Raw genomic sequence first — 23,700 nt, 5'->3', positions numbered from 1 at the left:
TCCTCTTTAAACATCATAACATTTTGACAAAATGTCAGTTAATTTATTCTTATATTCTTCATATTCTTGGCTCCCTCTAGCCCTAGGTCTTGGAATGTCTATATTTATATCGTCAAGAATTCTTCCCTTATCCCTTGACATTACTATAACTCTATCACTCATATATACAGCTTCATCAACATCATGAGTTACCATTAATGCAGTTATTTTCTTTTTTGTCCATATTCTTTCAAGTTCTTCTTGTAAGTTTTGTCTCATTTGAAAATCAACTGCTCCTAGTGGTTCATCCATTAATAATACTTCAGGATTACAGGCTAAAGCTCTTATCATAGCAACTCTTTGTTTCATTCCTCCAGACAATTGATGAGGAAACAGATTTTCTTTCCCTTTTAAATCAGACATAACCAAAAGCTCTTCCAACATTTCTTCTCTCTTTTCTTTCGGTATTTTCTGCTGTTTCATAGGAAATAAAACATTGCCCCTTATAGTCTTCCAAGGAAATAGAGCGTAGTTTTGAAATATGAAAGCTCTATCTATACCTGGTTTTTTAACTATTTTATCATTTATAAAGACATCTCCACTTTCTGCCTTTTGAAATCCACCTATTATAGTAAGTAAAGTTGTTTTTCCACATCCTGATGGTCCTAAAAGACAAACAAATTGACCATTTTCTATATCTATACTTATATCTTCCAAAACCTTTGTATGTATTTTGCTATTTACAAATGTTTTATTTATATCTCTCACACTTAATTTCATTAATCTGCAAACCTCCATCTACAAAGGATTTTATTTATAAATTTTAGTACTCTATCTATTATAAATCCTATTAAAGCTGCAAATATCATAAGCCCAATTAATACATCTGTATGCATCAATGTCTGAGCTTGTACCATGGAGTAACCGAGACCGGCACTCGTAGCTATGAACTCGGCTCAGATAACAGACATCCATCCTGTACTTATGGCAATTCTTGAACCAGTCAATATATCTGGAAGAGATGCTGGTACTATTACATTTGCAAATATTACAATTGGCGATGCCCCCATACTTCTAGCTGCATTATAATAATCCTTTGATATTGCTCTTACACCTTGAATAGTATTTAAAATTATAGGAAAAACTCCTGAAAAAGCTATTAAAAATATTGTTGGACCATCCCCTATGCCAAACCATACTATTGTAAGAGGAACCCACGCCATTATAGGAACTTGTCTTACAGAATCTACTACTGGAGATAAAAGCTTTTCAAAAGTCTTAGAAAATCCCATAATAAATCCTATTGGAAGTCCAAACAATAATGCATACATAAATCCTTTAAGCACTCTTTGCAATGTTATAAACAGATTAGTCACTGTCTCTACATCTGTCACACAGTAAAAGAAACCTTTTATTACATCTACTGGCATTGGGAGTAATAAAGAACTCCCTATATCTTTTGCTGCAAAATGCCAGACTAAAAATATACTAACTAAAAGTATTATTTTATATAAAATGTCCATACTACTTTTAGATTTTTTCTTAGCTATTGTATCTCCTCTATCTTTAGAAATTTTAATTTCCAACTTCTTATTTCCTCCATATCTATATTTCTTATATTCTTATACTCTTTTAATGCTTTTTTAAATATAGTTTCTTTCCTTAAATTATCAACACTTTTATTGTATAGTTTTATAAAATCACTATACGACTTGCTTTTCTCAAACTCCTTATTCACAACTAATACATAGGTATCATAGTCACCTAATTTAGCTGTAGATTTTTTTTCGCCTTCTAATCCAATTGCTTTTATACAGTCTATTACAACACCATCTACTAAATTACTTTCTAGCCCATATGCTAGTGCTGTCCCTAATAATGGAGAAACTTTTATATTTTCATAGTATTTTTTTACTAATTCAGATTGATAATTTCTATTTTGAATTATTCCTATTTTTTGAGGATTGTTCTTCTTTAATAAAAATATATCTGAATTTTGAACTACTGTACCAACAATTTCAAACTCACTAGTTGCATTTATATACTGTTTTGCTGCATCTTTACATATGATTGCTATATCTATTTCCTCTGAACTCAGAGCCCATTGCATTGTACTTGCTCAGCAATCATTAATTGTAAAAGTCTCCATTACATCACTTACTTTTATGCTTTCAAAGTAATCTTTGTTTATCATATAATTTATTACAAAACCAGAGGTATCATCAGATACCCCTATTCTTAATTTTCCTTTTATTTCTTCTTTATCTTCAAAATTAAAAAATATTATAAATATACTTCCTAAAATAATGACAAAAAGTATTATTATATTTTTTATTCTCTCCATTTATTTATAATACCTTTGCTTTCCAATCTTCATAACTCATACCTTCTGGAAATTTGGGATTAACTTTTTCTTTTATAAACTTATCAAAGTCGTCTGCCCCACAAGAATCTAATAAGCTTGTATCAATTGTATCTTCATATTTAGGTATCTCATCTAATGCCTTTAAATCTTTATACATTTGTAAATTGTTTTTGTATTCTTCTCCTGTAACTTTCCAAGTAAGCGTTCTACCTTCTCCAACTGTCTTTTTATAAATAGTTCTAAGTGCAACTTCTTCTTCTACATTATAATATTTTGCAAATATTTTAGCTGCTTCTGCTGGATTTGTATATATATATTCTATTGCTTTAGTATGAGCTAAAACCAATTTTTTTGCTAAGTCTGGGTGCTCTTTTATAAAGTTTTTATTTAATGAGAATGAACAACAGTTATATTCTTTATTATTAGCTTTTTCTTTATATTGAGTTGATGCTATTATTTTTCCTACTCCATCATTTTCAGCTACAGAACCCCAAGGGTCACAAGATGTAAATGCTTGTATCTTTCCAGTTTTAAGAGCTAAATATTTATCTTTATCTGAATCCATATTTACAACTTCATATTTTGATGGGTCAGTTGGTAAACCTGTTTCTGGACCATAATCACTTATCCATAAGAAATCACTCATATCTGTTGCAATTTTTTTGCCCACTAAATCCTTAGGTTCTTTTATATCATTTGAAACTATTAAATATTCAGACCCACCAGTGTGATTATTTGCTGCTATTGTTATTGGTGAACCTTTAGGTATAGCTCCTACTAGACCCTTTGTTCCTATATAACCAGCATCCATCTTACCTGCTGCCATTGCTTCAGGAACTTTACCATTCCCAACAGTTTTTACATTAAGACCTAAATCTTTATATATTCCTGCTGCTTCTGCTACTGGTCCAGCTGTCATATGGTCACAATTATAATACCCTACTGCTATCGCATAATCATCTTTTCCAGCTTTTTTCCCCTCTTCCTTTGGTTTACTGCTACATCCAGTTAATATAGATGCCCCCACTGCACTAACTAAGATTAATGCTTGAATCTTTTTAGATACTTTCATTTCAATTTCCCCTCTTTTATGTATTATTTTTATTTTTAGCAACACTTGTCCATATCTTCTCCAAATAAATCGACAAGTTTTTTACCCTCTACTCTATAAATAGAGTATCCTACATTGCCATTTTTAGAACCTGACACTATTACTTCTATTGGTGGCTTCTCATCAATATTTTTAAAAGTTATAGTTTGATTCTCTATAGGTGCTGGTATTGGTTTTGTTATATAATGGCTCTCCGCATCAGAAACTACCACTGCCATTTCATTTGAATTATTACCTTTTTTATATATAACTACTAAATCTTTTTTTCCATCATTATTTAAGTCTTCTTCAGCACAGGTTATTATATCTTCCTTATGATTTTTCTTGAAATATGTTAATGTTTCTTGATTTACATTTGGAATAGAGTCATTTTGTTTAAGGTTATCATCTACTACACTTGATAAGACTATTAATGCAATTACTACACATGATATTATAACTACCTTTTTAAGCATGATTTCCTATGACCTCTTTCATCTTTGGTATTACTGCTTTAAGTGCAAATAAAATAATCAAAATAGTGCATATATATTCAAAACTATCTGGTATATTTAACATTAGTTTATTTGCTAATTGTATTGAAGAATTTGTTGTCTCTAAATTCACAGTATTGTTGTTTGCCAAAAGTAAATTGGTTATATAACCTATTATTATTGAACAGAGTGTTAGTGTAACTGAATATATAACAACAGTTCTTTTTCCAATAAGTTTACACATACTTATAAGTTCTGGTAAGTTTGTCGCTGCACCAGCTATCAAAAATGTTATCGCTATCCCAGGAGATGCTCCACTTGCAACAAGGGCTGCTATAAATGGAATATGTCCTACAGCACATACATACATAACACATGCAAGTATTGATATACTTCCAAGAGATAGTAAACCTGGATTTCCTAAGTATTTTTGAATTATACTATTTGGAAAAATTGTTGTTATAAATCCCGCAAAAAGCATTCCCATTATTACATATTTACTAATAGTAAGTGCTAACTCTCCAAAGGACCATTTAAGCCCATCAACCATATTTTCTATAAAGCTTCTCTTTTCTTCTTCTAATTCTATAGCTTCTTCATCTGAGTCATTTTGCAAAAATAATTCTTCTTTTCCAAAGGTATTCCCCAAAACTCCTACTAAAAATGGTACTAAAAATCCAGATATAAGATAAATGATTGTAATTTTAGGTCCCAAAAGACCTAAACAAAGAACTACAGCTATTGGATTTATTATTGGAGTTGATGTCATAAAGGCAAGTACTGGCCCTAAGTATGCTCCCGAATAGTACATACTTATGCCCAATGGTATTACGCCACAACTACAAATTGGTAAAAACATTCCTGAAATAGTGCTTTTAATCAGAGAAGAAAACTTCTTATTTCCAAGTTGCTTTTGAAACCTTTTTGGTGTTAAAACATTGTGAAGAACTCCTGCCAATATAAAACTTATCATAAGCCATCCTGATGCTCCATTTAGTGTAACTATAGAAGCTACCACAGTGTTTTTCACTCCACTTAAAACAATTTCTAATATATTCATTTTTACTGCTCCTAATTTTTAAACTTTTAACTATTATTTATAGCTTCTACTATTGCCTTTTCAATGTTATCTTTGTTTAATCTATCATACTTCTTTTTTTGGTTTATTATTAAGGTTCCTTTTGTTATGATTCCATACTTCTTGACATATGAGAAATCTTTACCTGCTTGGTAAAGTTTTACTTCTAACTTGTCAGTATACTTCTCAGAAATTTTTTTTATAAACACTCCATGCTCATCACAAGATGGTCAAGTATTTATGAATTCAACTAAAATTTTAGACATTTGTTCATCCCCTACTCTAAACAATTTATCTTTTACTTAAAATAATCCACAGAAAAATTTTTTCTATGGATTGTATTCCGCAAGATTTTATAATGTTATAACTTGGTCTATACCTGCACCACCTAAACAAGCATATAAATTTGGGAAACATCCAATTGTAGCTCCATCGACCAACTTATCCTCTATCCCTCTTTCCATAGCACACTGGTCACAAGCCATTATTATCATATCTGTCTTTTCATGTAATTTACTTAATCTTTCTCCCACTGGGTTACCTTTAGACAAAAATAAGGTATTATCCATAAAGAAAAACATACCTAGGACATCTACCCCATGAGTTCCTTGTTCTAATTGTGGTATTATCATTTTGTCTAGAATTTTATGTGCGTTAGTACTACTAAAAATATAAGCTACTTTCATTTTTATTCCCCCTATACTTTTTTATCTAAATTTTATACAAAATTTTACATATGTAATTATATTATAAGTTTATTCGTATTTATCTGTAAAATAGATAATAACAATATTATCCAATAGAAATATAGTGTTTTTCTATATTTATTTAATTATTTTTTGATTATTTCATCATTTTGGTTAACTTTAATAAATAAAAAATAGATTACTTAAATTTATCTAGCTTATTTAAGTAATCTATTTTAATTATTTATCACATTATTAAATTAAATCTATTCAATACTTTTTTATTAAATTTATTTTAGTCCTGTCTTATATATTTCTTAAGTTTTTCATACTTATATCAAGTGCTTTCACTGAGTGTGTAAGCGCTCCCACAGAGACAACATCAACACCAATTTTTCCTATAGATTCTATTGTATCTAAATTTACATTTCCAGAAAACTCTACAACTGCTCTCCCATTTATCATTTCTATAGCCTTTTTTGCTGTCTCCAAATTCATATTATCTAACATTATTATATCTGCTTTAGCTTCTATAGCTTCTTTTACCATTTCTAGAGTTTCCACTTCTACCTCTATTTTTCTGACAAAAGATGTGTTTTTTCTAGCTAATTCAACTGCGTTTTTGACGCCACCTGCAGCTCCAATATGATTATCTTTAAGTAATATTCCATCAGATAAATTAAATCTATGATTGCATCCTCCACCTACTTTTACAGAATATTTGTCTAAAATTCTAAGATTAGGTATTGTTTTTCTACTATCCAATAGTTTAGTATTTGTACCTTCAAGTTTTTCCACATACATACTTGTAGCAGTAGCTATTCCGCTCATTCTTTGTAAATAATTTAACGCTACACGTTCTCCCACAAGTAAGTTTCTAGTATTTCCAGTTAATACAGCTATCTTTTCTGCATTATTTACCCTATCGCCATCATTTTTATACAAATCTACCTCTACATCTCCAAGTATTTCAAAAACCCTTTTAAACACACCTAAACCCGCTATTATACCATCTTGTTTACAAATTAAATCTACAGTAGACTTAGAATTTTCATCTACAATAGAATTAGTTGTTATATCCTCACTTGGAACATCTTCTATTAAAGCATCTTGTATCATTTTATCAATAATCAAATAATTCATCGCCAAAATCCTCACTTGTTCTTTCTATTTCTTTTATAACTAATATTTTATTCTCTTCCTTTATTTTTTCTACATCCACCTCTATATTTGCTACTTCTATAAACTTCACTTCTATACTACCTATAACTGAGTTTATATTTTTAGCTGCTCTTTTTGAAAATACAAGACCTTCAAGTAGTGAATTACTTGCTAGTCGATTAGCTCCATGAACACCTGTACAACTAATTTCACCCACTGCATATAGATTCTCCATAGATGTTTTTGAATCTAAATCAACATGTATCCCTCCCATAAAATAATGTTGTGCAGGAGATACTTTTATATATTCTTTGGTTATATCTGTTCCTCTATTTAAACATTCATTGTATATAAAAGAAAATCTATTAATTAAATATTCACTATCTAAGTGTGTTGCATCTAAATATACATAAGGCAAATCATCTTTTTCCATTTGTTCAAAAATAGCTTTTGAAACTACATCTCTTGGAAGAAGTTCATCTACAAATCTTTCTTTGTTTTTGTTTAAAAGTTTAGCCCCTTCTCCTCTCAAAGATTCAGATATAAGCATCCTTCTACCTTCACTATTTTCTTCATAGAAAGCTGTTGGGTGTATTTGAATATATTCTAAATTTTCTATTTTAATATTATTTCTTAATGCTATAGCAATTCCATCTCCTGTAAGGTGTCTTTGATTCGTAGAATTTTTAAAAAGTCCACCAATTCCACCTGTAGCTAAAACTACTACCTTTGAAAAGATATGAATTTCTTTTTGAGACTTAAAAATTCTAGCTCCTATACACTTATTACCATCTTTTAATATATCTAAAAGATAAGCATCTTCTATAAGAGTTATATTTTCCCTAGTTTTAGCTTCTTTTAATAGAGTCTTAAAAACAACTTCTCCTGTATTATCTTTGCTATGAACTATTCTATTTACGCTATGAGCTCCCTCTCTTGTATAGTCTATCTCTCCATTTTCTTTGTCTAAAGGCATACCATAGTCTACTATTTGACCTACATTTTCTATAGATTCATCTGCAAGAACTTTGACTGCTTCAACCCTATTTTTATACTGACCAGCCTTCATTGTATCTTCTACAAAAGATTCTATATCATCAATATTTCTAGCAGTTGAAATTCCTCCTTGTGCAAGATATGTATTGTTGTTTTCAATTGTAGATTTTGATACTACTAACACATTTAAATTTTTATCCAAATTTAATGCACAATATAGTCCCGAAACACCACTTCCAATTATTAAAACATCCTGTTCTAAATTCATAAGTCTATCCCTCTATCCTTCTGCTAATCTGTGCATATTAAGCAGTGAATTTAAAGCCTTTTCCATAATTTCATCTTCTACAATAACTTCGTTTTCCATATTTTTAAGAGTACTATACAAATTCTCTAATGTTGTTTTTTTCATATCTGTACATAGTATTCTTCCACCAGGAATATAAAAATTTTTATTAGGATTGTTTTTCTTTAATTCATGTAAGATACCCTCTTCAGTTGCTATTATAAAATCTTTATTTTTGCTGTCAGTAGCATATTTTATTATTCCTGATGTACTACCTACATAATCACCTAAGTCTCTTATTTCTTTTTTACATTCTGGATGTACCAATACTTCTGCATCTTTATACTTTTCTTTTAATTCAATTATTTCTGCAACTTTTATATTGTTGTGATATTTACAATATCCATCCCAAAATATAAATTCTTTATTAGGGAATTTTTCTGCAATATATCCTCCTAGGTTCTTGTCTGGGAGGAATATAATTTCTTTATTATCTATGTTTTCTAATATTTTAATTGCACTAGATGATGTAACTGAAACATCACAATGTGCTTTAACTTTAGCTGTAGAGTTTATATAACATACAACCAAAGCATTTGGATACTGTTGTTTTAGTTTTATCACGCCTTCTTCATCTACCATATCTGCCATAGCACATCCAGCGTTACTTACTGGCATCAATACAGTTTTTTCAGGTGATAATATCTTAGCACTTTCTCCCATAAATCTCACACCACAAAATACAACCACTTCTTCTTTACAATCTCTAGCAATTTCACTTAAGTAATACGAATCTCCAACTGCATCTGCTAATTCTTGTATTTCTGGTGGTTGATAAAAATGAGCAAGTATTATTGCATTTTTTTCTTTCTTTAGCTCTTTGATTTGATATGTTAAATCTTTATCCATAATTGCACCGCTTTCTATATGTACTAGTGTATATACACCTGTAAATTCATTATATCACTTGACTATTTTTTCTTCAAGAATTTTAGACCTCTTAATATTGTTAAGATATAGACACTTACACTATCAATTAATTTATCATTTTTTTACCTCTATTTAAATTATTTTTTTTGTATTTTTTAATTTTTTGTAGAATATTATCAGAATATTTTTTATATTCTTTCTTGTTATAATATTGAATTTTTTTCCAAATACCTGTATACTAAGTGCATGATTATGTATATGTATTTATTTCTGAAATTATATTAGTTTTAATACTTTATAGAATTTGTAAGTGTTTTAAGTATAAAATCTTATAAAAACTTACACATTCAGACAATATGTATACAGAATCCAAAAAATTTTATAAATGGGGTGATGTTATGACAACATTCTTAATTGGTTTGGCTATTTTACTAATAGGAGGTGCTTTATACGGCGCTTATTGTGAAAAAGTATTTGGCCCAGATGACAGAAAAACACCTGCACTTGCTCAGAGTGATGGAGTAGACTATGTTCCAATGAAAAAATGGAAAAATAGTCTTATTGAGTTGCTTAATATAGCTGGTACAGGACCGATTTTAGGACCTATACAAGGTATTTTATTTGGTCCAATTGCGTTTATACTAATTCCTATTGGTTGTGTATTAGGAGGAGCTTTACATGACTATATGAGTGGAATGATTAGTATAAGAGAAAAAGGAGCACAGATGCCTTCTCTTATCAGCAGATTTTTAGGTAATAAGGTCTTTCAAGTTTATAATATCTTCCTTTGCTTATTAATGCTTTTGGTTGGTGCAGTTTTTATTTATACACCTGGAGATTTGGTAGTTACTCAAATTCTAAATATGAAATCAACTATCAATAATCCAGTCGTTTGGATAGTTTATGGAATCATCTTTGTATATTATTTATGTGCAACACTATTTCCAATTGATAAAATAATAGGAAAAATATATCCAATATTTGGAGCCATTCTACTTTTATCTGCTGCTGGTGTTGGAATTGGAATATTTACACAGGGTTATGACTTAGCCAATTTAAGCCTAGCAAATTGGAAAGGTATCCATCCTAATGGAATTCCTCTTATCCCTACATTCTTTGTTACAGTTGCTTGTGGTATTGTTTCTGGATTCCACTCAACTCAAGCTACTCTTATAGCAAGATCAGTTTCAAATGAAAAAGAAGGTAGAAGCACTTTTTATAATATGATGATTTTGGAAGGTTTAATTGCCATGATTTGGGCGGCAGCTGCTATGGGTATTTACAATAAAGGAATACCTAGTGAATTAATAGGTTCTCCTGATGTAATAGGTTTAGTTGCTAGAGACTTACTTGGTTCTGTTGGTGGTATTATAGCTATAATAGGTGTTATTGTTTTACCAATAACTTCTGGAGATACAGCTTTAAGATCTTTAAGATTAATGCTTGCAGATTATTTCCATTATGACCAAAAAGAAAAGAAACATCGTGTTATATTATCAATCTGTATATTTATTCCTGTTATAGCCATCCTTATATTTGCAAAACTTAGCACTTCTGGATTTAATATATTATGGAGATATTTCTCTTGGAGTAACCAAACTATTGCTATATTCGCCTTTGCTATGATTACAGTTTATCTTATAATAAAAGAAAAAAATTATATCATAAGCTTAATCCCAGGTATGTTTTATTCTTTTGTAATTTCTAGTTATATATTCAATGCTCAAATTGGATTTAACTTAAGTATAAATATATCATATATTTTAGCTACCATTTTTACTGTTTTGTATGCTGTTTTAACTGTATACTATGGCAGAAAACTAAAAAGCAAAACGGATACAAATCTAGCTAGCTAAATATAAATATTATTAGATTTTTATTAAAACTTTTAATTTTAAATAACTCAATAAAAAGAGGCTGTCTCAAAATAGAGATTAGCCTCTTTCTTATTAAATACATTAATAAATAAACAGCCACCTTTTATTGGAATATTTATCCTATATATTTAATATAAATAAATAAAAGATTTAAAATAATCTACATTGTTTATATACTCAAAATAATTTTTTGGAGGAATACTTATGAATAATAAATTACATGAACTAGAAAAAAATTTACCAGAAACATCTTGTTCTTTTTGTACACACCTTTCATTGAAGGGGCCTAGCCTAGATTACAGATATGATATTAAATGTGTTATTTCAGATACCAAACCTGATTTTAGAGGATGTTGTGAATATTTTGAGCCAGAATATACAGACTTAAATACAGGAGATTTAGACAATCTATACATAAACTTTCTTGAGACATGCCTTAAGGTAAACTATAATGATTATATTAATTCTATGTACTGGAAGTTGTTTAGAGAAAGAACTTTACTAGAGAACAACTTTAAATGTTCTATATGTGGTTCAACTGAAAATATTGATGTGTATCATATTAATAAAAATTTAGGAAGAGAAACTTCTGAAGATATAATTGTTAAATGTAAGAAATGTAATTGTAAATAAGTGTATAAAATTCAAATAACTTCACATAATAAGTTTAAATAAAAAACTTAGGAGGTTATTTATGAAAAATAATAATTTAAATTGTGATGCTACTAACTGTGCTTATAATACTAGTGGATATTGTTATGCTGGTAGCATAAAAGTAGATGGAATGCAAGCAACTACTACAGGAAATACTTACTGTGCTTCTTTTGAAGACAAATATACATCTGGTATAACTAGTCGTTCTAATGACACTAACCAAGTTGATACAGATAATATTCATTGTGAAGCTGTAAAATGTAAATACAACAAGAATGAACTTTGCAAGGCTGAAAAAGTTCATATAAACTCAGGAAATGCAAGCTGTGAAACTTTTGAAATGAAATAATTTCATTGATACTTAACTATTTAGTATTTATAAAAAATAAAATGGAACCTATAAAACAGATACCTTTTAAAAGATATCTATTATAGGTTCTTTTTTACAATTAAAGCATTATGTATTAGGAAGTAAATGTAATTATAAGTTATCATCTTGAACTAAATTTTACACCAAATATATCCATAAGAAACATAAATATTGGAACTCCAATTAATAATCCCCATACACCTAAATAATGCTCTCCTACAAGTAAAATAATGAAAACAAAACAAACTGGAAGTTTTGTTCTATTTGACATCAACTTAGGATTTAATATATATGTTTCCACTGCATGCACTATACAAATCATGGCCAAAACGCCAAATACTTTTGCTATTCCTCCTATATTAAGGGCTATTACTGTTAATGGAATTAGAGACACTATAACTCCAGCTACTGGAATAAGACCCAAAACAAAAATCATAAGCCCTAAAGCCCATATTTGAGGAAAACCCATAAATCCTAAAAAAATCATAGAAACAATAGAATTTATAAATGCAATCATTACTTGTACTTTCATTACATCACCAAAATTTTTCACAAAACTTTTTCCAAAAAATACAAGAGAATTATAGATGAAAGAAATTTTACTTTCTGCAAGTTTATTTCCAAATTTTTTAATATCATTTTTTTCAAGTAAAAGCAGTAAACTAAGTAAAAAAGCTAGTAATATATTTATCCCAAAACTTCCAACTTTAGTTGCTGCTGATGCTATTAACAATCCTGCCTGTGAAATATATTTATTAAAATCCAACTTTGAAACAATAGGATAAATCTTTGGCCCTAAAGATTGAGCAAATTGATTTACATCAAAATTACTTAAAATCCTGCTTAACTCTGTAAGTTGAACTATAATTATTGGCACAACTGCATAACTAATTAGTACTAATAATATAGCAAATAACGAATATAATACTATAATTATTAATGAATCAGGAACATAGAAAGAAAATAATTTCCTAATTCTTTTTCTTATGGAAACTAATAAATTATAAAAAACAAAAGTCATTATAAATGTTAAAAGCACCATATTTAACATATACCAAAATGTAATTAAAATAATCACTACCACAGATATAGAAACAATCTTATATTTTGAACTATCGGGTGTCAATTCTTTATTATTCTCCACAGCGTAATCCTCCCCAGATTTTTACTACTTAACAATCAAACTTATTACTCTAATTCTAAAATCTAATTAGGAGAACATTAAAAATAATGCATTAATTCTTCCTAATACAACATTAAATTTTAGAGAAGATAATTTTAGATAATACATACTTATATCTAATTCTGCCTACATTATATATTTAAATCATTATTATCTATATCAGATAGTAAATCATATATCTCTGGATATTCAAAAAATAAGCCCTTTTTTAATAATTGTCTTATTTCACCTGTACTTACCCATTTTATATCACTTACTTCTTCTTTTTGTAAAATTGCATTTGATACATCATACTCTTTTTTAACTAAATATACATCCCATAAAGTATCTCCATGAATCATACTTCTAAAAATCTTTATCTCATCTTTGGATATATCAATTCCTATTTCTTCCTTAGCCTCACGAATTGCACCATCTAAACTTTCTTCTCCAGAAACAATACATCCAGTTGTCATCCCCCATATATTTGGCAGTGTCTTTTTATTTTCAGACCTTTTCTGAATTAAAACCTGAAAATTACTATTTACAATCCACACTTCAACTGCTAAATGATAATATCCTTCTTCAATAGAATTATCTCGCTCTATAACATTTCCTGTTTTAATTCCATCAGCATTATACAAATCCCATAATTCCACTTTCAAATCTCCTTACTTTCCTTATAAAGTTAACTAAAATATAGATACATTTTAGTATAATTAATTTTGTTCATTTTTTATTACAATGCTTGATTTACATTTATGTTCATCATTTTTCTTTTCTTTCCACTCTTTTATATCATCTATAATGAATCTATGTTTAAGAGATTTTGTATCAAATTTAAACATTCTAAACACTATTTGTAATACATACCCTAAACCTAAAGCACTTACAAGTGTACCAATTCCTACAGAACCACCTAATAACCAACCAGCAACGAGTGCTAATATTTCAAGAACTGTTCTAACAAGACGTACAGACCTATTAGTTTTTTTCTGAAGAGCAATCATAAGACCATCTCTTGGCCCACTTCCAAGGCAAACTCCTAAATACAAAAAACTAGCTATAGCAGCTAAGATGATTCCTATAACAACCATTAATACTCCTATATAAGTATTACTTGCATGAGGTATCACACCTGAAAATATTACTAAATCAATGAAAATTCCTATAAATGTCATATTTAGCAATGTACCCCATCCTATATTTTCACCAAAAACTGCATCCAATATAACGATTATAACACCTACCAATATGGACGCCTGACCTATAGTTATACCTAATTTTATAGATAAACCTTGATGAAGCACATCCCAAGGCATAAGACCAACATGTGCATTAACCATAAGCACAGAAGAAATTGCAAATATAAAAAAACCTGAAAACAACCTTATCATACTTTTTAAATTAATTTTTCCCATTAAAAATCACTCCTCATAATAATAATAACAATAAATACCAATAAAATATATATATAAGTACAAAGTTTTACAAAATTTTTCATCATTTTAATATAGAATTTCAATCATAAAAAAAGTGGCAATCCATATTTTACACGTCTTCACCTATATTCTAAGCTTTAGTGTAAAAATAGATATACCACTTTTCTAATATTTAAACATTTTTAGTTAATTTAATTAATTTTCACTATAAATTCTAGCTTCTTCTTCTCCATTTAGCACTCTAAGAGTTCCAAAAGCAAGTGATTCTAACTCATTTTCTCCTGCCATAATTTCTACTGGCGCTATAAATTCAACTCTCTTTTTAACCATTGAAGTAAACATTTCAGAATATGCAATTCCACCTGTTATAATTATAGCATCAACTTTTCCATCTACTACAGTTGCTAATTCTCCAATTCCTTTTGCCAATTGATATGCCATTGCCTCATAAATAATTTTGGCTTCTTCATTTCCTTCTGCTATCATCTTTTCAACTTCTCTAGCATCTACAGTATTTAAATATGAAACTATACCACCTTTACCTCTTATCTTTTTAGTCATTTCTCTTTCTGAGCATTGACCTGAATAACAAGCAGCTACTAATTTTGTAGCAGGAACTCTTCCTGATCTTTCTGGTGAAAATGGCCCTTCATCATCAGATAACATATCAACCATTCTTCCTTTTTCATGAAGATAAATACTTACTCCTCCACCAATATGAGCTACTATTAAGTTTAAACTCTTGTAATCTTTACCTCTATCTTTAGCATATTTTAAAGCCATTGCTCTAGTATTTAGTGCATGCCCTGCACTTGATCTATCCATTCCACAAAGCCCAGATACTCTTGCTATATCTATAAGTTCGTCTACTGCAACAGAATCATAGATATATGAATTTATTCCAAGTGGTTCTGATATTGCATGTGCAACAACTGCTCCTAAATTTGAAGCATGCTCAAGTACTGGTCTATGTTTAAGTACATCAATCATTTCTTCATTTACTAAATATGCCCCTGATTTTACTGGTGGTAAAACTCCACCTCTTCCAACTATTGCACTAAGAGATTTTAAATCTATATTGTTTTCTTCAAGAATACTTAAAACTGCCTCTTTACGCATTTCAAATTGGTCTTGAATTGTATTATATTTTGCAATCTCCTCTGCTGGATGGTCTATCGTCTTCACAAAAATTTGTTCTTCTCCATCATATACTCCTATTTTTGTAGAAGTAGAACCTGGATTTATGGCTAATATTCTATAAGTCATACTTTTCTTCCTTTCGCATTAATTTCTATAGTTTATCTTATATATATTATAAACTATTTGCCAACCATTTCCATACCTTCATGGAAAGCTTTTATATTTAACTCGACAAATTTTGGTTTAACATTTTCACTTATAATTTTTTCCCAGTCAATAGACTCTAGTTCCATAGATTTAACTAGACATCCTAATAAAATAACATTCATTATCTTTGCATTTCCTAATTCTTCAGCTTTATCTGCTGCATTTATCACTTTTGCATTTAATCTATTTAATTCTGCATCTATATCATTTTCTTGATATTCAGCTCCTCCGATTAAAACAGTCATAGAGTCTATTCTATGATTATTTACTAAAGCTTTTCCTTCTGGCTTTAGATAATTAAACCATCTTAAAGCCTCCATCTTTTCAAAAGATACTAAAATGTCTGCTCCTCCAATTTCTATAACTGGAGAATGAACACAATCTCCATATCTAACTTGTGAAGAAACTGAACCTCCTCTTTGGCTCATACCATGTATCTCACTCATTTTTACATCATATCCAGCTTCCATCAATCCCATAGTTAATAATTTACTAGCAAGTATAGTTCCTTGACCTCCTACACCTACCAAAAGTATACTCTTAGTCATATTATTTTTCCTCCTTAACTATTGCTTGTTTTGGACAAACTTGTGAACATACTCCACATCCTACACACTGATTTCTATCTATATTTGATAATTTATTTTCTTTATCAAATGATAGTGCTGGACATCCAGTTTTTAAGCATAATTTACATCCTATACACTTATCATGGTCAACCTTACACTTAGTTTTAAATGGATTATTAAACTCTTCTATATCTTCTTTAGAGAATTTTTTAAGTACACATGGCCATCTTGTGATTATTACAGATGGTTCATCTTCTATAGCCAAAGCCCAATCTAATGCTTCATTTACTTCTTTTAGATTATTAGGGTCTATAACTCTTACATGTTCTATTCCACAAGCTTTGACTAATCCTTCTATGTCAACATCTTTAGTTTTATCACCTTGTAAAGTATATCCTGAACCTGGATTTTCTTGATGTCCTGTCATTCCAGTTATTCTATTGTCTAATATTACTGATATAGAATTACCTCTATTGTAAACTACATCTAAAAGACCATTTATTCCTGTATGGAAGAAAGTTGAATCTCCAAGTACACCTACTAATCTCTTTTCATTTCCTTCTTTCATGTTAAGAACTTTTTGAGCACCATGTGCAGTTCCAAAGGCAGAACCCATACAAACAACATAATCTATTCCATTATATGGAGGAGCAAATCCAAGAGTATAACATCCTATATCTCCACCAACTATTAAATTTTTTCTCTTTCCAAGTTCATAGAAGAATCCTCTATGTGGACATCCTGCACAGAAACTTGGTGGTCTTGGTGTTACTAATTCAGTTTTATATTCTATAGTGTCATTTGTTTTTCCAAATATAGCTTTTCTTAAAACATCTGGTGTCATTTCTCCATATGGAGGTATTACATCTTTTCCAATACAATCTATTCCATACGCTTTTATTTGTTCTTCTATAAATGGGTCGTTTTCTTCTATTACATATATTTTATCTACTTTGTCTGCAAATTCTTTTATTTTTTCATAAGGTAATGGATTTGTAAATCCTAACTTCATATATGATGCATTTTTTTCAAATACTTCTTTAGCAAAATTACAACACATACCTGAAGCTATAACACCTATTTTTGTATCATTTATTTCATAGTAGTTTAAGTCAGTTTCATTTGAGAATTTTTTAAGAGTTTCCATTCTCTCTTCAACAACGCCTCTTCTTATTTGAGCATTTGCTGGAACAGTAACCATTTTTTTAGCATTTTTCACATACTCTTTAATTTCAACTTCTTCTCTATCATAACACTCTACTAAACCTTTTGAGTGACAGAGTCTTGTTGTAACTCTATATAAAACTGGTGTATCATATTTTTCACTTACTTCAAAAGCTTCTTTTATCATATCTTTAGCTTCTTGGCTAGTTGATGGTTCAAATAAAGGTATCTTTGCAAACTTTGCATACATTCTATTGTCTTGTTCATTTTGAGATGAATGCATTCCCGGTTCATCTGCAGTAATAAGTACCATACCACCATTTACGCCTGTATATGCATAAGTAAATATTGGATCCGCTGCAACATTTACACCAACATGTTTCATAGAAGCCATAGTTCTTGCTCCTGCAATTGAACCCCCTATAGCAGCCTCAAGTGCTACCTTTTCGTTTGGAGCCCATTCTGCAACTATTGCATCTTTATATGTTGCTAAATTTTCTAGTATTTCTGTACTTGGAGTACCTGGATATGCAGATGCATATTTAACACCAGCCTCATAGGCTCCACGTGCAATTGCCTCATTACCTGTCATCAATTGTTTCATATAAAATTCCCTCCATCTACAATTATTAAATTCATAGTCCACCCAATTTGTTCAATGAAATTAATTATTTATTTTTACTTCTAAACTTTCAAGTGCTTCTTTTATAATACTTGGTGCTTTCTTACATTTTTCTTCTGAAACTGCACAAACTGCAAATCTTAATCCCATCTTCAATGGAATTGCAAATACATTGTGTTTAGTTAATTCTTCACATACTTCTCTTGGATTATCACATGGTATACTTACAAAGAAACCTGCTATATATGGAAGAATTTCTAATCCTACTCTTTCAGCTTCTTTTACAAATACATCTGCTCTTCTAGTCAGCATTTTTTTGTATACTTCTTTTTCCTCCTCATATTCTTTGAATTTTTTAGGGTCATTTACAATATTAGATAGAACTGCCATAGCACTTCTATTGCAATTTGACCAGTTTGCTCTACATGAATGAACACATGAATAATGGAACTCTTCTGCTACATCTTCATTTGAAGATATACAAATTATAGCTCCCATTCTCATTCCATAAGCTGTAAATCCTTTTGACATACTAAAACCAACTAATATAAGAACGTTTTCAGGCAAGTTGGAAAATTTCTTAAAGAATTTTCTACATACATCATCATCACCTGCAAAGTCAATATATGCTGAATCTACGAAAAATATTATCTTTTTGTCTTTATCTTGTGCAACTTCTTTTGATAAGTCTAATATTTTATCCCACTCATCATCTGCAACACTATATCCTGTTGGATTGTGAGCTGGTGTATTTATAATTGTAAAAACTCTTCCTTGTTTTTCTGCTATATTCACAAAATTTTCTTTGAATGAATCAAAATTAAATTTTCTATTTTCATCAAACAATTGGTAGTTTACTACTTTTCTATTAGCTTCTTCAGCTATACTAACATATGGACTCCAAAACCAATCAGATGTTAAAACTTCGTCACCTTCATTTGTATAATTCCATACAGCTAGTTTTATTGCACCACTTCCTCCCGGTGAAGCTAATACTCTTATATGTCCTTCTGGTAAGTAATCTCTAAAAAATACTTTTTTAACTGCTTCTAAGTAGTCTGGCTGACCTTCAAGGGCTGCATATGCACCTATATCACAGTTATCTAATGCTTTATATTCATCATATACAGTTTTCATTGTTATTAATTTTCCTGAGTCATCCATTAGAGCGCCTATTGTTGCATTTATTACATTATCCATACCTAAAGCTTTTTCTGCTGCTTGAGCTCTTCCAGATAAGCTAAATATAACATCATTTTCTTTTGGCCACATTGCATGCTTACCAACCATACTTTGACTCATACCATCACCCCTAAAATTGTATTTACTCTCACATTTATATTAAGCAATTAGCATGCCAACAAATTTAACTTTATGTAAAACTACTTTTGTTTAGAATTCTGATTTTTTTCACTACTAAAATTAAGTGTTTAAGTTATTTTTCTTACAAATCTATGTGCTTGTCTGAAAAAATAAAATTCTACAAAAAAATAATGTTAATTTTTCTTAACATTCGTTTTGAAAAATTAACATCACTTCAAAATAATTTATATGTAATTATGTCAAATATTTTTATTATACTTTTTCCATAGAGATGTTCTACTTATTCCAAGAACTTGTGCAACTTCATTTTTGGAAAGCCCCTGAGCAAAAAGCATGCTTATTATTTTTTCTTCAACATACTTATTTACTTCTTTTATATCTATACTTACCTTACCATCATTTATCTTACTTATATCTATGACTTTATCTGTAGTTTCCATACTTGCTGTTGTTTCAACATTAAATTCTTCTACACTGGAACTAGGTACTACTTCTTTAGCCTTAAAGTTTTGCTCTTTTCTTAATTTAATTTTCCCTGTCACAACATACTTTTGAGCTATTGTTTTTAGCTCTCTAACATTTCCAGGCCAACTATAATTATATAGCGCATTTATCTCATCCTTAGTTAGAGCAAAATTTTCATCTATACTGTTTATTCCATGTAAACCATCATCCTTTAAAACTTCATTTACAAAATTATTAAACAATGGTATTATATCTTCTCTTCTATCTCTTAAAGGAGGGATATTTATCTCTAAACTACTTAATCTATAAAATAAGTCAGCTCTAAATGTACCCATAACTATTTTTTCTGTTAAAGATTCATTGGTAGCTGCTATGATTCTAATATCCAAAGGTATTATGTAGTCAGAGCCAATTCTCATTATTTGTCGCTCCTCTATTACTCTTAATAGTTTTGTCTGAATATTAAATGAGAGACTGTTTATTTCATCAAGAAAAAGAGTTCCTCCATGAGCAAGTTCAAATAACCCTCTTTTTCCACCTTTCCTAGCACCTGTAAATGCACCTTCTTCATATCCAAAAAGCTCACTTTCAAGTAAATTTTCTGCTATAGTAGCACAGTTTATAGCCACAAAAGGCCTGTCTTTTCTTTTGCTTATATTATGTATACTATGAGCTATAATTTCTTTACCAGACCCACTTTCTCCATAAAGTAGCGTTGTGTAATCACTTTTCCCAATTTTTTTAGCTTCTTCAATAAATTCCTTTGTTAATTTATCTTTAAATAAAAAATCATCAAAAGTATATCTAGCATATAGACCTTTTTGATTTAAATCAAACCTTATTTTTCTTTCTAAATTTTGTAGCTTAGTTATATCTTGTATTATTCCTAAAACTCCATAAGTGCTATCATCTACTTTTATTAATGTTGTTCTAGTATTAACAATCAAGTTGTTTATATTTCTTATCTTTCTATCTTCTACATCATCTTTCTCATGTAGACAATCTAATAGCCATCCCATTTTTGGAAATATATCTAGAATATATTTATTAAGCGCGCATTTTCTTTCTACTTTAAGCATGTTTTTTGCACTTTCATTGTACAAAATTATACTTCCATTACTGTCTATAGCAATTACTCCATCTTTTATACCATCTAATATATTTCTTAATACTTCATTATTAAATTTTTCCTCGCCTAATGTATCTAATAATTTCTTACAATACTCAACAGCTTCTCTTATAGATTCGTCACTGGCAGTTGCAAATACACTATCAATACCATATTGTCTCGCAAAAGAACATGCTAGACCTCCACCAACTATTACAACTTCATCTTTTTGGTCTATATACTTTACAACCTTACTTCTTATTTCGTATTTAGATTCAAACCATTCTTCAGTTATTTCAGTACTTATGACATTTCTCCAACCAACATAATCAAAAGAAACTTCATTATCTCCAAGTATTAATACTACTTTTTTAGAATATCGCTTTGCCATTTCTATTGCTCTTAGAAGGTCGGTTGATTTCATATTCATGGGTATTACAGGTACACTTACTGTGTCTATTACTAAACTATAACCTCCTCCTCTACCGATTATAGCTTGAGCACCTTTCTCAACAAGTATACGTCCTTGATTTTCCATTAAATCAAGATTAAGTATGTCAATTATTATAGTTCCATTTTCTACATCTTCTCTATATAATTCTTCTATTCTTTCTTTTAATTCAATATCAGAGGCTATAATTCCTATCTTCTTTTGCAATAAAATCACCTCAATTTTAAATTATAGTATATACTGATTTCTACCTGCTTTTTTTGATTTATATAGGTTTTTGTCTGCATCTTCAATTAATATCTCGACATCTTTTCTACTACGACATCTTTTTATACTTACTCCAGCACTTATAGTCACATAGTTTTCTACTTTAGAGTATATATGTTCAATTCCTTCAAATTCAAGAAGTTTAAAAATTCTTTTAATATATATTTCTATCTTATCAATCTCTTCAACATTTATTGATTTTATAGAATCTACTAGTATTAAGATTTCCTCTCCTCCATATCTAATTATGTGTTCAGTAATATCTATAAATACATTTTTTATAATGTCAGTTACTTTAATTATAACTTTATCTCCTGCTGGATGACCATAGTTATCATTATAGCTTTTAAAATAATCTATATCAATCAATATTGCCATCATATTTTTATCTCTATCTTCATTGAATAAATTCAATTGTTGTTCTAAGTATCTTCTATTATATAGTCGAGTTAGTCCATCAGTTAGAATATAATTTTCCAATTTCTTATTATTATCTACAAGTAATCTTAAACTTTCTTGTTTTTGTCTTAATTCATATTGTTTATGAATACCTTGTGATGTTTTATAAGAATTGTTTTTTTCCCACTTATCTGAATACCAATCCATACTTTTATAATATTCAATCGCTAGTTTGAACTCTTTTTTCAATTCATATCCTTTTGCTATTAGGCCATAAAATATCGACAGTTTTTTAGGATTTAATGAACTTTTTTTAACTAAGTTTAAACCTTTCAAATAATATCTTATTCCTTCATCTACATTGTTAAATTTTATATATAAATCTCCATATAACTTATAAATATAATCTAATTTAGAATTATATATAAAAACATCTCCAAAACTTTTATATATGTTTTTTGATAAAATCAAATATGCATTTACTCTTTCAAAATTACAAGTATCTTTCTTTAACTCTATTTCGGCTGAATATAAAAATATGAATGAGTACAAATAATCTTTATATACGCCTTCAACAACATCCATCAGTTCTATAGTTTTTTCTAAAACAACTTCTGCTTCTTTATTCATATCTTCTTTTAAATATGCCCATATAAGGTCTATTTTTATTGCTACTCTTTCAGTTAAACATACTGAATTATTATTATGTGCAACATCTAGTGCATTTTTTATATACTTTATGGCTTCTCTGTTATTCCCACTTTCTAAATAACAGAGGCTTATTATACATTTGCAAAAAGCTTCTATAGAATATAGATTATTTTCCTGGGCTAATCTTAGACATTCAATCAAATACTCCATACTTTTTATAAAGTTGTTAAATAAGTATAGATATACCCTACCAAATATATAATTTGCTCTACTTACAAGAACTTTATTTTTTAATTTTTTAAAAAAAGATACTTCCTCTACTAAGAGTACTACTTCAGATTTAGTTTTATATAGTGCACTTATTTCTACACATAAACTCATATTAAACAAAACCAATAATTCATTCAAACGTTGTTGTTTTATAATTTTTTTGGCTAAAAAATAAAAATGATTTGCTTTATCGTATTTTTTTATAGAAATAGCAGATAGAGTAAGATAAATATAAATCTTAGATATTATATCTGCATCATCTTTTAGTGATAATTGTTTAATATCTTTTAGTGAAACTATCAAATAATTATACGATGCTTCTCTATCTTTTTTTACATAGTTTATTAGACTAATTAAATATAAAATATAGACTCTATCTTTAGCATCTATTTTTGTATTTAAAAGGTCTTTGTGATAATCCAAGATGTAGTTTAAATCGGTCAAATTCAGATAGAACTTAGTCAACATATCATATTCTATCTTTTTTATATTTC

At 29.1% G+C, this 23,700-nt stretch carries 23 protein-coding genes; 3 read left to right on the top strand and 20 right to left on the bottom strand.

Translation table 11 applies throughout. From position 1 onward, the window contains the following. Positions 1-6: 6 nt before the first annotated feature. From saoA to nadA, 11 genes are all read right to left on the bottom strand, one after another. The gene (gene saoA / locus IC175_RS11575) at positions 7-759 is read right to left on the bottom strand and encodes an ABC transporter ATP-binding protein SaoA (RefSeq protein WP_227482806.1); all 753 of its coding nucleotides are present in this window, start codon (positions 757-759) and stop codon (positions 7-9) included. Continuing rightward, positions 759-1,565: an ABC transporter permease subunit SaoP gene (gene saoP, locus IC175_RS11570; protein WP_255606496.1), complete on the bottom strand. Its 807-nt coding sequence runs from the start codon at positions 1,563-1,565 to the stop codon at positions 759-761. The genes saoA and saoP overlap by 1 nt, the downstream gene beginning before the upstream one ends. Beyond that, on the bottom strand, positions 1,526-2,323 hold the full coding sequence (saoB, locus tag IC175_RS11565; protein ID WP_255612854.1) for an ABC transporter substrate-binding (seleno)protein SaoB: 798 nt from the start codon (positions 2,321-2,323) through the stop codon (positions 1,526-1,528). Before saoB ends, saoP begins: the two co-directional genes overlap by 40 nt. A 4-nt stretch (positions 2,324-2,327) precedes the next feature. Continuing rightward, positions 2,328-3,416 (bottom strand): ABC transporter substrate-binding subunit SaoX, encoded by a 1,089-nt coding sequence (gene saoX / locus IC175_RS11555; protein ID WP_227851535.1) that lies wholly within the window; start codon positions 3,414-3,416, stop codon positions 2,328-2,330. 35 nt (positions 3,417-3,451) lie between these two features. Continuing rightward, a complete protein-coding gene (gene saoC / locus IC175_RS11550) occupies positions 3,452-3,910 on the bottom strand; it encodes a Cys-Cys-COOH (seleno)protein SaoC (RefSeq protein WP_227851534.1) in 459 nt (152 codons plus the stop codon). Further along, positions 3,903-4,988: an efflux transporter SaoE gene (gene saoE, locus IC175_RS11545; protein WP_227482810.1), complete on the bottom strand. Its 1,086-nt coding sequence runs from the start codon at positions 4,986-4,988 to the stop codon at positions 3,903-3,905. Before saoE ends, saoC begins: the two co-directional genes overlap by 8 nt. Before the next feature lie 26 nt (positions 4,989-5,014). After that, complete coding sequence (gene saoT, locus IC175_RS11540; RefSeq protein WP_255613171.1) at positions 5,015-5,272, bottom strand: thioredoxin-like (seleno)protein SaoT; 258 nt, start codon at positions 5,270-5,272, stop codon at positions 5,015-5,017. Positions 5,273-5,359: 87 nt separating this feature from the next. Continuing rightward, the gene (gene saoD / locus IC175_RS11535) at positions 5,360-5,692 is read right to left on the bottom strand and encodes a DsrE-related protein SaoD (RefSeq protein ID WP_227824140.1); all 333 of its coding nucleotides are present in this window, start codon (positions 5,690-5,692) and stop codon (positions 5,360-5,362) included. Positions 5,693-5,998: 306 nt separating this feature from the next. Further along, entirely contained in the window at positions 5,999-6,835 is an 837-nt protein-coding gene (gene nadC, locus IC175_RS11530; RefSeq protein WP_227830722.1) for a carboxylating nicotinate-nucleotide diphosphorylase, read from the bottom strand. After that, entirely contained in the window at positions 6,816-8,117 is a 1,302-nt protein-coding gene (locus IC175_RS11525; protein ID WP_227432664.1) for an L-aspartate oxidase, read from the bottom strand. The genes nadC and IC175_RS11525 overlap by 20 nt, the downstream gene beginning before the upstream one ends. Positions 8,118-8,129: 12 nt before the next feature. After that, the gene (nadA, locus tag IC175_RS11520) at positions 8,130-9,044 is read right to left on the bottom strand and encodes a quinolinate synthase NadA (RefSeq protein ID WP_227851533.1); all 915 of its coding nucleotides are present in this window, start codon (positions 9,042-9,044) and stop codon (positions 8,130-8,132) included. A 419-nt stretch (positions 9,045-9,463) separates the two neighbouring features. Between nadA and IC175_RS11515 the strand changes: the two genes are divergently transcribed. The 3 genes from IC175_RS11515 to IC175_RS11505 all read left to right on the top strand — a co-directional run bounded on the left by IC175_RS11515 (position 9,464) and on the right by IC175_RS11505 (position 11,945). Next, positions 9,464-10,921 (top strand): carbon starvation protein A, encoded by a 1,458-nt coding sequence (locus IC175_RS11515; protein WP_227432662.1) that lies wholly within the window; start codon positions 9,464-9,466, stop codon positions 10,919-10,921. A gap of 225 nt (positions 10,922-11,146) precedes the next feature. Then, positions 11,147-11,575, top strand: coding sequence for a hypothetical protein (locus IC175_RS11510; protein ID WP_227432661.1), 429 nt, complete (start codon positions 11,147-11,149; stop codon positions 11,573-11,575). A 61-nt stretch (positions 11,576-11,636) separates the two neighbouring features. Continuing rightward, positions 11,637-11,945 (top strand): DUF1540 domain-containing protein, encoded by a 309-nt coding sequence (locus tag IC175_RS11505; protein WP_021385244.1) that lies wholly within the window; start codon positions 11,637-11,639, stop codon positions 11,943-11,945. 142 nt (positions 11,946-12,087) lie between these two features. On the opposite strand, the gene IC175_RS11500 is transcribed toward IC175_RS11505, so the two are convergent. The 9 genes from IC175_RS11500 to IC175_RS11460 form a co-directional block, all read right to left on the bottom strand. Continuing rightward, positions 12,088-13,110 (bottom strand): AI-2E family transporter, encoded by a 1,023-nt coding sequence (locus IC175_RS11500; protein ID WP_227432660.1) that lies wholly within the window; start codon positions 13,108-13,110, stop codon positions 12,088-12,090. Positions 13,111-13,280: 170 nt separating this feature from the next. Then, entirely contained in the window at positions 13,281-13,787 is a 507-nt protein-coding gene (locus IC175_RS11495; protein ID WP_227432659.1) for an NUDIX hydrolase, read from the bottom strand. Between the two features lie 60 nt (positions 13,788-13,847). Continuing rightward, positions 13,848-14,549 carry a YczE/YyaS/YitT family protein gene (locus IC175_RS11490; RefSeq protein ID WP_227835358.1) on the bottom strand — a complete coding sequence of 234 codons (702 nt, stop codon included), beginning with the start codon at positions 14,547-14,549 and terminating at the stop codon, positions 13,848-13,850. A gap of 216 nt (positions 14,550-14,765) precedes the next feature. After that, a complete protein-coding gene (gene buk / locus IC175_RS11485) occupies positions 14,766-15,836 on the bottom strand; it encodes a butyrate kinase (protein WP_227432657.1) in 1,071 nt (356 codons plus the stop codon). Between the two features lie 53 nt (positions 15,837-15,889). Then, entirely contained in the window at positions 15,890-16,465 is a 576-nt protein-coding gene (locus tag IC175_RS11480; protein WP_227432656.1) for an indolepyruvate oxidoreductase subunit beta, read from the bottom strand. Between the two features lies 1 nt (position 16,466). Continuing rightward, positions 16,467-18,254: an indolepyruvate ferredoxin oxidoreductase subunit alpha gene (gene iorA / locus IC175_RS11475; protein ID WP_227432655.1), complete on the bottom strand. Its 1,788-nt coding sequence runs from the start codon at positions 18,252-18,254 to the stop codon at positions 16,467-16,469. A gap of 60 nt (positions 18,255-18,314) precedes the next feature. Next, positions 18,315-19,574: an aminotransferase class I/II-fold pyridoxal phosphate-dependent enzyme gene (locus IC175_RS11470; protein WP_227432654.1), complete on the bottom strand. Its 1,260-nt coding sequence runs from the start codon at positions 19,572-19,574 to the stop codon at positions 18,315-18,317. 260 nt (positions 19,575-19,834) lie between these two features. Next, positions 19,835-21,826, bottom strand: coding sequence for a sigma 54-interacting transcriptional regulator (locus tag IC175_RS11465; protein WP_255613374.1), 1,992 nt, complete (start codon positions 21,824-21,826; stop codon positions 19,835-19,837). Positions 21,827-21,847: 21 nt separating this feature from the next. After that, positions 21,848-23,674: a diguanylate cyclase gene (locus IC175_RS11460; RefSeq protein ID WP_413927249.1), complete on the bottom strand. Its 1,827-nt coding sequence runs from the start codon at positions 23,672-23,674 to the stop codon at positions 21,848-21,850. Positions 23,675-23,700 lie beyond the last annotated feature (26 nt).

Origin of the sequence: Clostridioides sp. ES-S-0123-01 (assembly GCF_020658415.1) — a bacterium.
In the GTDB taxonomy this organism is placed as follows: domain Bacteria; phylum Bacillota; class Clostridia; order Peptostreptococcales; family Peptostreptococcaceae; genus Clostridioides.
Note: the sequence above shows the minus strand (reverse complement) of the source record. Positions and strands in the feature narration are given on the sequence as shown.